The organism is Clostridium lacusfryxellense, from assembly GCF_018861735.1.
Taxonomy (GTDB): domain Bacteria; phylum Bacillota; class Clostridia; order Clostridiales; family Clostridiaceae; genus Clostridium_AD; species Clostridium_AD lacusfryxellense.
Genome location: NZ_JAHLEB010000087.1, coordinates 1 through 11,835, shown reverse-complemented (window position 1 = coordinate 11,835; position 11,835 = coordinate 1). Strand labels below are relative to the sequence as shown.

The 11,835-nt window shown below is 28.2% G+C and carries 8 protein-coding genes, 6 tRNA genes and 1 pseudogene; 1 reads left to right on the top strand and 14 read right to left on the bottom strand.

Annotated elements, in window-relative coordinates:
* Positions 1-144: 144 nt before the first annotated feature.
* Positions 145-231 (top strand): annotated as a pseudogene (locus KPL55_RS26485) (site-specific integrase); the annotation flags it as partial.
* Between the two features lie 228 nt (positions 232-459).
* Here the strand turns inward: KPL55_RS26485 and KPL55_RS24485 are convergent.
* From KPL55_RS24485 to KPL55_RS24420, 14 genes are all read right to left on the bottom strand, one after another.
* A tRNA-Arg gene (locus KPL55_RS24485) sits at positions 460-536 on the bottom strand.
* Between the two features lie 66 nt (positions 537-602).
* Positions 603-1,130, bottom strand: coding sequence for a GNAT family N-acetyltransferase (locus tag KPL55_RS24480; protein WP_216309376.1), 528 nt, complete (start codon positions 1,128-1,130; stop codon positions 603-605).
* Between the two features lie 138 nt (positions 1,131-1,268).
* Positions 1,269-1,359, bottom strand: a tRNA-Ser gene (locus KPL55_RS24475).
* Positions 1,360-1,391: 32 nt separating this feature from the next.
* Positions 1,392-1,482 (bottom strand) — tRNA-Ser (locus KPL55_RS24470).
* A gap of 130 nt (positions 1,483-1,612) precedes the next feature.
* Positions 1,613-1,703, bottom strand: a tRNA-Ser gene (locus KPL55_RS24465).
* Between the two features lie 32 nt (positions 1,704-1,735).
* Positions 1,736-1,826, bottom strand: a tRNA-Ser gene (locus KPL55_RS24460).
* Positions 1,827-2,012: 186 nt separating this feature from the next.
* On the bottom strand, positions 2,013-3,296 hold the full coding sequence (serS, locus tag KPL55_RS24455; protein ID WP_216309375.1) for a serine--tRNA ligase: 1,284 nt from the start codon (positions 3,294-3,296) through the stop codon (positions 2,013-2,015).
* Between the two features lie 80 nt (positions 3,297-3,376).
* A complete protein-coding gene (locus tag KPL55_RS24450) occupies positions 3,377-3,649 on the bottom strand; it encodes a DUF1667 domain-containing protein (RefSeq protein WP_216309374.1) in 273 nt (90 codons plus the stop codon).
* A gap of 13 nt (positions 3,650-3,662) precedes the next feature.
* A complete protein-coding gene (locus KPL55_RS24445; RefSeq protein ID WP_216309373.1) occupies positions 3,663-5,060 on the bottom strand; it encodes an NAD(P)/FAD-dependent oxidoreductase in 1,398 nt (465 codons plus the stop codon).
* A gap of 178 nt (positions 5,061-5,238) precedes the next feature.
* Positions 5,239-7,464: a hybrid sensor histidine kinase/response regulator gene (locus KPL55_RS24440; protein WP_216309372.1), complete on the bottom strand. Its 2,226-nt coding sequence runs from the start codon at positions 7,462-7,464 to the stop codon at positions 5,239-5,241.
* Positions 7,465-7,677: 213 nt separating this feature from the next.
* Positions 7,678-10,398 (bottom strand): UPF0182 family protein, encoded by a 2,721-nt coding sequence (locus tag KPL55_RS24435; protein WP_216309371.1) that lies wholly within the window; start codon positions 10,396-10,398, stop codon positions 7,678-7,680.
* A gap of 90 nt (positions 10,399-10,488) precedes the next feature.
* A complete protein-coding gene (locus KPL55_RS24430) occupies positions 10,489-11,004 on the bottom strand; it encodes a transcription repressor NadR (protein WP_216309370.1) in 516 nt (171 codons plus the stop codon).
* Positions 11,005-11,091: 87 nt separating this feature from the next.
* Positions 11,092-11,586 carry an HDIG domain-containing metalloprotein gene (locus KPL55_RS24425; protein ID WP_216309369.1) on the bottom strand — a complete coding sequence of 165 codons (495 nt, stop codon included), beginning with the start codon at positions 11,584-11,586 and terminating at the stop codon, positions 11,092-11,094.
* Positions 11,587-11,734: 148 nt separating this feature from the next.
* A tRNA-Ala gene (locus tag KPL55_RS24420) sits at positions 11,735-11,810 on the bottom strand.
* Positions 11,811-11,835 lie beyond the last annotated feature (25 nt).

Sequence of the window (11,835 nt, the reverse complement as noted above, 5' to 3'; positions counted from 1 at the left end):
CATTGATATACTTATTATGAACAATTATGGTGAGTAAATAACATAGGAACCCTCTAGATAAGCCAATTTATTTGAGTACTCACCATAATATAACACTCTACATAATGACGATTATGGGGAGCTCCCCATAAGAGGCATACACATGCCACTCTACTTTTACTCAGTGGCACAAATGCTAAAGTAGTTTCTGAGAGACTTGGCCATAGCAGTATTAGTATAACTCTTGACACTTATAGTCACGTATTACCTTGCATGCAAGAGGATGCCGCTGTAAAGCTCAACAATCTAATGTTGAATGGTCCAATGGCTAAAGGCAACGAAACACATACAACTATAATTCCTACATCAGTATAAACTAATAAATTTATACTGATGTTAGCAAAATGTTAGCAAATGCTATTTTCTTAGATATTCTAGGAACGACAAAACCCAGTAACCATTACAGTTACTGGGTTTCTATGGTGCGTCGGACAGGAGTCGAACCTGCGACCAACTGGTTCGTAGCCAGCTACTCTATCCAACTGAGCTACCAACGCATAAACTTCATTTACTATATTAACATATTCCATATTAAGAGTAAAGTTTTATTTATAAACTGTTACTTAAAGACTATTGTTTATAAATTCTTCTCTAAGAATTCCCATAATAATCACATCTCTATAATGCCCATAAGAAAAGCAAGTCTTTCTCTTTTTTCCTTCTTCTATAAAACCACATTTTTTATAACATTGAATCGCTCTTGAATTAAAATCTAGTACCTCAAGCTCTACTCTATGTACAGCCATATCCATGAATAAATATTTCAGCAAAACCTTTACAGCATCTTGTCCATATCCTCTATTCCAAAAATTTTGAGCTAAAGTTATCCCAATTATATATACATTCTTACTATCGCTCACTTCTCTATAAGTTGTATAACCTATAAGTATTCCTTTTTCATTAATAATACTAAGATATTTCTTATCAAGATTAATAAATTTATTAAAATTGTTTAATATATCCTCTTTAGATGGTGGTAATCTAAAACTACCGTCAAGTCTTCTAACATCTGCATCACCCCAGATATCAAAAAATATATTTATGTCTCTTCTCTCTACACACCTCAATAATATTTTATTACCTTTTAGCATATTATCTCCTTATTCATTATAATAATTTTGCTTTAATTTATTTTTAATAAAATAAATAAACAATTAATTTTGTAATTTAATAAGCTAAGCATTTATATGATAAAATAAAAAAAACACCTAACAATCGTTAGATGTTCCTGGTGGAGAAAGAGGGATTTGAACCCTCGCACCAGTTTCCCAGTCTATACCCTTAGCAGGGGCACCTCTTTAGCCACTTGAGTATTTCTCCATAGCTAATATTTACTTCCTTATAAAAAAAAATGGTGGAGGAAGTGGGATTCGAACCCACGGTACGCTCACACGTACGTCGGTTTTCAAGACCGGTGCCTTAAACCAACTCGACCATCCCTCCATGTCCTAACGACAAGACTTATTATATCAGCATGTTTATATCATGTCAATATATTTATATTAATTGGATCCAATTTTTGTTTTAACCTTTTTTGAAATCAAAAAAACACCTAACAATTGTTAGATGTTTCTGGTGGAGAAAGAGGGATTTGAACCCTCGCACCAGTTTCCCAGTCTATACCCTTAGCAGGGGCACCTCTTTAGCCACTTGAGTATTTCTCCATAGCTAATATTTACTTCCTTATAAAAAAAAATGGTGGAGGAAGTGGGATTCGAACCCACGGTACGCTCACACGTACGTCGGTTTTCAAGACCGGTGCCTTAAACCAACTCGACCATCCCTCCACATTACAACAACAGATATTATTATATCAGCATAATTATTTTCTGTCAACATATTTATAAATTTTTCTTATGATTTTATACAATTTTAATATTATATTTTTTATGATTGTTTAATAAATAAACAACTTTATATATTAAATATCAAAGTTGCCTATTTATTATGCAATTAATATACATCTTATTAATCTATTTACTGATTATTTTATTCTTGCCCATGTATGATAATAAAACATCTGGTATAGTTACTGATCCATCTTCATTTTGGTAATTTTCAAGTACTGCAGCTAAAGCTCTTCCAACAGCTACTCCTGATCCATTTAAAGTATGAATATATTGTGCTTTATCCTTTTTATCATCTTTATATCTTATATTTGCACGTCTTGCTTGGAAATCTTCAAAATTACTACAACTTGATATTTCAACATACTTGTTATAACTTGGCATCCAAACCTCAATATCATATTTGAATGATGCTGTAAATCCTAAATCACCCTTACATATCTTAACTATTCTATAAGGTAGTCCAAGTCCTTGTAATACCGACTCTGCATCTTTAAGTAATTTTTCAAGTTCAGCATAAGAATCCTCAGGTTTTGTAAATTTAAGAAGTTCCACCTTGTTAAATTGATGTTGTCTTATTAGTCCTCTAGTATCTCTACCAGCTGAACCTGCTTCTTGTCTAAAACAAGCACTATAAGCAACATGTTTTATAGGAAGATCTTGGCCATTTAATATTTCATCTCTATAAATGTTTGTAACTGGTACTTCTGCTGTAGGTATTAAAAAATAGTCCGTATTAGCTACCTTAAAGGCATCTTCTTCAAATTTAGGTAATTGACCCGTACCAATCATACTTTGTCTATTAACCATATATGGAGGCAATATTTCAGTATATCCATTTGTATCAACATGAAGATCTAAGAAATAACTAATTAATGCCCTTTCAAGCCTTGCACCAAGTCCTTTATATACTGTAAATCTTGAACCTGTAATCTTTCCGCCTCTTTCAAAATCTAAAATATCATTATCTATCCCTAAATCCCAATGAGCTTTAGTTGCGAAACTAAAGTTTTTAGGTTCTCCCCATTTTTTCACTTCAACATTGTCTTCATCAGTATTGCCTTCTGGAACATTTACACTCGGTATGTTTGGAATACTTAGCATAATATTTTTCATTTTTTCATTAATTTCAAATAATTTGACATCAAAATTTTTAATTTCATCTGAAAGTTTTTTCATTCTGTCCATAATTTCATCTACATTTTCACCACTTTTTTTAAGTTTTGGTATAAGTGCAGATTGAGTGTTTCTTTTATTCTTTAATTCTTCGACCTCAACTAATATATCCCTTCTTGTTTTATCAAGAGTCACAACTTCATCAATTACTGATAAATCAAAGTTTTCCCCTCTATTTTTCATAAGTTCCTTTATTTCTTCTGGATTATTTCTTATTCTTTTTAAATCTAACATAACTATTCCTCCTCAGATATTTAATAATACTCTATTAATTAAGTTAACATTTAAAACTAAGTTAACTTTCAAAATTATATTTATTGACTATTTCTTTCAATATTTCTTTCAATATTTCTTGTGCAAATGATGTCAACTCCAGTATTAAGTATATTTTTACACACTACGTCACCTATTCTTGTAGGTGCACCTACGTGTATTCTACTTAAAGCTTTTGAGCATTCAATCCATATTTTCCTACTAAGAGGCTTACTGCTTTTTACAGGAACTACATTACATAAGTCAGAACCTTTTATTCTCACTAAAGTTGTAAATACATCTTCATCTAACCCTAACCCAGTTTCTTCTACCAACTAAATTCACCACCTACATACTATCAAATTCTTTTATTCTATGTGATACAATATTAGAATTCTTTGAGTCCTTATCTATCTTAGTCATTTCCTTATTAGTTTCTCTTGCTAAAATAGAAACAATTTTGTTTAAGCAATGCGCTCCTTGGCAATTACCAAATGCAGCACCTGTTCTTCTTTTAACACCTTCTACTGTTCTCGCACCTAAAGGTCTTCTTATAGCGTCTACAATCTCACCCTCGGTTACTTTCTCACACCCACATATTATTTTACCATATTTACTATCTAACTTAATAATTCTTTTTCTTTCTTCATCACTTAATTCTCTAAACTTGTAGTACTCACGCCTCTTATCGTTAAAATCTTTTTTAAGTGTACATTTCATCTTGCTCACAATACTCTCACATACAATATTTGCAATGGCAGGCGTCATAGTTACTTGACCATAATGTTTACCTTTAATTTGGATAAGTCCATCATCTATTCCACTATCGTCAATTACCATAGATTCCTCATAAAAAGGCCAGTCTAAAAACATTTTAACGTCCCTATCATCTACACCTCTTGTTATCTTAGCTAATCTGTCCACTGCTTCATTATAACTAATGCTCTCTCTAGTACTCATTGCTGCAACAGTATCTCCTTCCATTGTTGGAAGTGTATAAATTCTTTCACCTTTAGAATTAATCATAAACACCGCATGTGAAAACTTTGTTTTTTCATTATAATCTAAAAGTATATATTTTAGTATTCCATCATTGTTATCTACGTTTACCTTCTTTTGATTTATTATACTGTAATTTTCTGAAGGCGTCGTATTTATTACCATTTTACATGTAAATTTGTTTTTGTTAGTAACAACTCTAAATCCTTTTGATATTTCTTGAATGTCTATTACTTCTTCTTCTAATTTAAATTTAACACCATTATCAAATGCTACTTCCCCATATGATAATGCCAAATCAAATGGGCAAATTACACCTGTATTTTTTGAATACAGTGCTTTTTTTATATCTACATTCAAGTTTGGTTCCATTTCGTATATGTATTCAGGATCTAACATGGATACATCCCTAATTCCTCTTCCTATTGCCCTTTTATATATTTTTTCTATATTTACTACTTCCTCATCAGTTCGCGCAATTATTAAGGAGCCACACCTTTTAAATGGAACATTAAATTTAGCACTTATAATATCCATCATCTTATTTCCCATACGCTCAAGCTTTGCATTTAAAGTATCTTCACTTTCAACGCCATCATATACCATAGCAGTATTTATTACTGCTACATCATCAGCTATATCATAATCCTTTTCAATAACTGCTATGTTAAGATTATATTTTGAGATTTCGTAGGCCACCGCACAACCTATTAATCCTCCACCTAAAATAAGTACATCATAATCCATAAAAACCTCCACCATAAAATAAACTATTTTACTTTATATTGTTATTATATCCTTTTTTTAAACATGCGACTCAATATATTTAATAATTTTAAAAAAATTCACTAAAAAAAGAAGAACAGTCATCTATTCTTCTTTTCACCAAATTTTTAACCATATATATTGATATCTATTTAATATTTTAATATCTAGTACTATAACAAGAAAACATTTGCTTTAAACTTTCTTTATTTATAGGTTTATTTAATACAAAATCAACATTATTCATTTCTTGACCCTCAAATGAACCTACCCAACCTGTCATTAAACAGAAATATGTATTTTCATTTATCTCTTTAATTTTCTTCGCAACTTGAAATCCATTGATACCTGGCATAGTAAAATCACATATTATTATATCATATTTTCTCCTTTTTAGCTCTGGACCTAAATTATCACAGCCACATGTCTTTATTTTACATTCGGAGATTGATTTTATCATACTGGCCACTACATCTCTTATTTGCTCCTGATCATCAATAACAAGAATATTCCCTGTAAAAGAAATTTCATGATTTGATATATCGTCATTATTTTTTATTATTTTTTCACATATTGGTAGTTTAACAATAAATGAAGTACCTACTCTTTCTTCGCTTTTAATTTCCATGCTACCTTTATGTGAAACTATTATATTATATGAAATACTTAGTCCAAGTCCCGAACCATTATTACCTTTAGTAGTAAAAAACGGTTCAAATATTCTTTTTTGTATCTCTTTACTCATACCTGACCCATTATCTGTTATATCTATTACTAATTTTTTATCATCATTTTTCGTAGTAACCTCAATTATACCACCTTTTGGCATGGCATCTATAGCATTTGTTATTATGTTTATAAATACTTCTCTTATTTCTGTTATATTCCCTTGAACCGTTTGGTTAGAATTTAGTGATTTAATTATCCTTATTTTTATTCCTTTAAAAATGCTTTCTGTCAGCCATTTACTTTTAGTTAAATCTATTGCATCTAAAATCACACTATCTAAATTAAAAGTTTCAAACCCATCATCATTATATTTTTTTGTTATTTTTTTAACTTTATTGGTAATATTAATTCCATCGTATGCACAAATTTCAATAACATTAAGTAACTTCAGAATCTCTTTTTCATTAGTTTTATCTTTTAAGAGTTGAACGGATCCTACAATTGGAGTTAATATATTATTAATATCATGAGTTATTCCAGCTGCCATTTCACCCATAGTTCTTAATTTTTCATTTTGAAGTAACCTATTTTGCATATCAGAAAATCTTTTTTGATTCTGAATTAAATAAAATGCTGTTTTGCATATTAATTTTATATGTTCTATGTTATTTTTAGATAACTCAGCTCTATTTTCATACCTTCCCATAGTAATTGCACCTTCGGCTATATCATAATATTCTATGCAAATATCCACATAACTTACTATACCGAATAACTTAAATTTTTCTACCAATTCTATATCATCTATTTGACTTAAATTATATAAAATACTACTATTATTACTATTACTTGCAACCTTACTTAATTTTTTAATATGATTAATTACTTCAGTATCATTAATTAAACAGTATTTATGCTTTCTATATATGCCATAATAATTATCCATACCTAATGTATTTTCTTGTTCTTTAAGCGAACTATGTAAAATACAAAAATCTACATCACATGCCTCTTTAACTTTATTCATTACTTTTTCCCTATAATTATTTATATCTATATTTTTAGGTATATTTGAAAAAATATCACCAAGTTGAACTAAATTTTGATTTTTGTATTTCAATAAAGAATTAGATGAAATCATCCATATTGCTTTTTCTATTTCATCTTTATTTGAAAATTCCATTTCTTTATTTCTATCTATAATGGTCAAATTTAAGAATAAATTACTAAACAAAGATAATCGGTTATAATTATATATATTGTTATTAATATATACTAAATTAGAAACATTAAATTTTGAATTCTCTAATATATTTTTGATGCATTTAATTAAAATGTCCAATTTATCAACATTTATAATTACATTTTTAAAATCCCACATTACATTTAATTTTTGTTTATTTAATAATATAATGTCTATCATATCTAAAAATTCTTTATAATCACAATCAAATAAGTTAATATCATATGCCTTTATTTCAAGTTTACCTATGTCTATGTTATGCTTTATTAACTCTATATCGCTTGTAAAATTTTTTTGAATGTTTTTATAAACTAGATTATCTGTAAAGAAAATAACTTTTTCCCCATTTTTAAGTGCATCTGAAATATATCTTTTTATCATCTTAGGTAAATTATTAATATTTATATCATCATCAATATCAATACATAATGAATTTTTACCACCACCATGCAAATTAGTATCCATATATTTCATAACATCCCCCCATACCCCTTATACTCTCATAAACTCATATATATAAAGTTATTCGACATTTTATTTCATATTCCTTTGTTATATACAATTTCCATCATGTTTTATGCATTTTTTTCATCATTTAAATTAAATTATACTATAAAAATGCGTTCATATAACAATATATGCACTAAGAGAACATTTTATGCTAATATAAGGTAATATAAATGCACCTTAGTCACTTATTTTATTTAATATATCACCTAGTTGTTTTATATATATTCCATATTGAACCCAATCACCATTTTTTTGTGCTTCTAATGCTTTATTATATAAATTTTTAGCATCATTTATATTTTGAAGTGTATTAGAGTCTATACTAACATTACCTACAGGTTTTGATGCGTTACCACTGTCTGTAATATCGAATATTTGACCTAACGCAGCTTCTATATTATCAGCTAAAACCATTTTATTCCCATAAGATACTATAACTTTTTTCATCTCTGGTATACTTTTTTCTCCTTTAGCTCTTAAATACATAGGCTCAACATAAAGCAATGAACTTTTTATTGGTATAATTAACGTTTCACCAAATTGCACTTCTGAGCCTTGCGTATTCCAAAGCGATAATTCTTTTGATATTATAGCATCCTGATTAATTTTTTGTTTAAATAATACAGGGCTATATACAGTTTCCTTTGATGGCAATTTATATAGAATTATTTTTCCATAATTATCTCCATCCATCCTTGCACCAAATAAAGATACCATGTTGTTTCGACCTTTAGTATTGAAGTATTCAAGTAATACCATTTCCTGACTCTCTTTATTGGGTAGTTTCATCATCAAGTAAGAGGCTTCATTTTTTTCATTTTTACCTTCAATCTTTTCTTGGTTTATTGCTATAGACCACACATCGTCTCCACTATAAAATACCCCTGGATCAGTTATATGGTATTTTTCAAGTAGATTACACTGCAAACTAAATAGGCCTTGTGGATATTTAAAATGCTGCCTAATTCCACTAGGCACTAAATCTATACTTTTAAACAATTTCGGAAATATCTTTGAATAACTATTAGCTATAGGATCATTTTTATCAACTATATAGAATTCTGGCTGTCCATTAACTGCATCAATAACGACCTTAACAGAATTCCTAATATAATTTATTCCATTCTTAGGTTGTGAAAATGGATATTTATTTGAACTAGTATATGCATCTATAATCCAGTATATTTTTCCATCGTTTATTACAATGTATGGGTCACTATCATATGTTAAGAATGGTGCTATCTTTTTTACTCTTTGAACTATATTTCTATCAATCAATATTTTACTACTAGAAGTTATGTCGTCCGATAATAAAAATTTAGTACTTTTTTTACTTATTGCAAATAAAATTCTGTTTGCAATATTCATCTTAATACCAGCACTACCTTTATAATTGTTCATTTTATTTTCCCCACCCTTAGGGTAATCAAGCTCTCCTATTTTTGTATTAACAATACTGTAATCATTGGTGCTTTCACCGAAATATATTCTAGGATTATCTAATTTTATATTTGTTTTATTATCTAGTGGTATATTACTAATCACAAAATCCGGTTGACCCTCACTAGTTACGGAACTAACTTTGCTCATTGCCACACCATATCCATGCGTATATACTAGATGTCTATTTTGCCAAGTATTTGAATTTCCTTGTAATGAATCTAAATTAATTTCCCTTGGTGCAATAAATACCTGACTACTTTTTCCATTAATATTATATCTATCAATATCAATGTCATTAAATCCATAATAGTATCTTAAATATTGAAATTGATTGTAAAATTCTAATGCTGGTTTGTAAGAATTAATTTTTATATTATCAATATTATCTTTGTTTGCATAAATATCTTCTTTAGTTAAATTATTATTAATTTCAAAGGGTATCTCCTCTATTTGATCAATATTAAAAGCTTTTCTTGTATTATCTATATTATATTTTATATATGTTTTTTCTAAAGTTTTTTCATTTGATTGAACTTCATACTTTTGAACTAAAGATGATGTTATTTGTTCTCCAAAAATCAAAATAATTATTAGTATATATGAAGATATCATAAGCTTCTTTTTACATGTTAAAATACTTACAAAAGTGATTATTGAGGCTACTAAAGATGCCACCGCTATTACCCTATAAAATCTCAAAGTTACATGTACATCTGTATAACTTGCGCCAAAAGTTATTCCATTTAGCGAGTATACTAGATTCCATGATTTTATTAAGTAACCTAAAGATACCATTAGTAATATTAATGACGCTATTATAGCTAGCTGTCTTTCTGCAAATTTAGTTAATGTACTGTTAAAAATTTTTAAATTTTTGAATTTAAAAATATTGTTTTTTTTAGAGTTATTTAAAATTTGATCCTTAGTTGTTAAAACAATATATATTACAATAGTAATAACTATTAATACTGCCAGTAATGTTATAAATACTCTATAAATTGATTCAATTAATGGAAGTTTGAATATAAAAAACGAAATATCTTTTTTAAATAATGGATCTACAGTCTTAAAACTTGTAGCATTCGAATATTGAAATATTTTATACCAATAGTTAGATGCGAAGGTAAAAGCAATTATAAATGAAACTACAACATTTATAAAAATACTAATTTTATGTTCCAATTTCCCTTTTCTTTTTTTTACCTCTGCAACCTTTTTAGACTTAAAAAGACTTCCCTTAAAAGTTTTACAATACATCCATATAGCTGTGTAACTTATTAAAAATACCGGCAGCATTAACTTCATAATTGATTTCAGTTTAGTAAAATATACTGATAAATACCCTACTTCATTAAACCATTGTATATTTATTGCTAAATTTACTATGTTTCCGATTGAAGCTACAATTATTATTAGTATTCCTACAACGAAAGCTATTGTTTTTTTACTTTTCATGGAAATCACCTCATGCTTGCTTAATATAAATATTTAAATTTAATATCTATAGTTTTAAGTCTATTACTCTAATTTCAACTTAATAACAAATTAATCAGAAATTAAATAATTTTTAACTTTTAACTCCTTTATAATACGTTCTATAATTTCATCACTATCAGCTCTAATTGTATGTAAATGTATTCCTTTAGTTAAAGACGATAACGGCTCGGCACTATATTCTTCAAATTTCTTTGCAAATTCTTCAATATCCATAATTGTCTTTATCATTAGCATAGCTCTTATTTCACCATATAAAGAGTGTTCTACTGTTACATCCTCTACTATTCCTCCAAACTTTACAATACACTCAAGCTCATTATATATGTCATCCTTGCCATGCGAAACTGCTATTACTCTTCTTACATAATTACTTTCTTCAATTGGCATCAAATAACCTTCTGGAGTAGCAATTATATTTACACCTTCAGCTCTTATAATTGCAATATCTTTTACTATAACTTGTCTTGTAACTCCTAATTCTTCGGCCAACAATTGACCCTTATGTGTACTATTATTTTTAGTTAATAAATTTTTAATACATTCTCTTCGTTCTTTTGAATTCATTTTTTCCTCCTATTATTTGTATTTAATTATATTCTATCACTCTTTATCTATTATTAGAAACAAAAAAAGAAACTATATTTTAGCTTCTTAATTTCTATCATCACATTCCCTTATTACATTTAATTCTATATCATCGTGTATATTATTATTATGATGATTTTTGACTATAAATAAAAACCTATCATCGTAACCATATTTTTTTAATAAATCAAATCCTATATCTCCATGATTATAATATACATTAATATTTTTTATATTTTTGTATGCTCTAATCCTTCCATTTGTTAGTTTATGCATTATAACCATTATAGATTTCTCTATTGGATTCATCGTATGATATATTTTACCTATATCATGAAGTAGTGCAACTTTTATTAAATATTTTTCTCTTAACCGTCTTTTATTGCAAGTCAGCTTAACATCTCTAGCTACATTTATACAGTGTTTCTGCTCATAAATAGGTAATTGATTAAATAATTTTAGTTCATAAGTCTCTAAATACATTTTAAGAAAATCTATATCATCATTATTAATTTTAGATATCATTGACCAATAAAACTGCTTTACTCTATATAATGACATATATACACCCCTTTTGTATAATATTACTACCTATTGTAATACTTTTTATCTAATAAATCCATTATAATTAATTAAAGAATTACCTTGACCACTTCGATTTAGTTTAATTTAATGCAATAAAAAAAACAGTCCATATTAGACTGTTTTTTGGTGGAGATAAAGGGAATCGAACCCTTGACCCCCTGCGTGCAAGGCAGGTGCTCTCCCAGCTGAGCTATATCCCCACATATGGTGGACCTTCAGGGACTC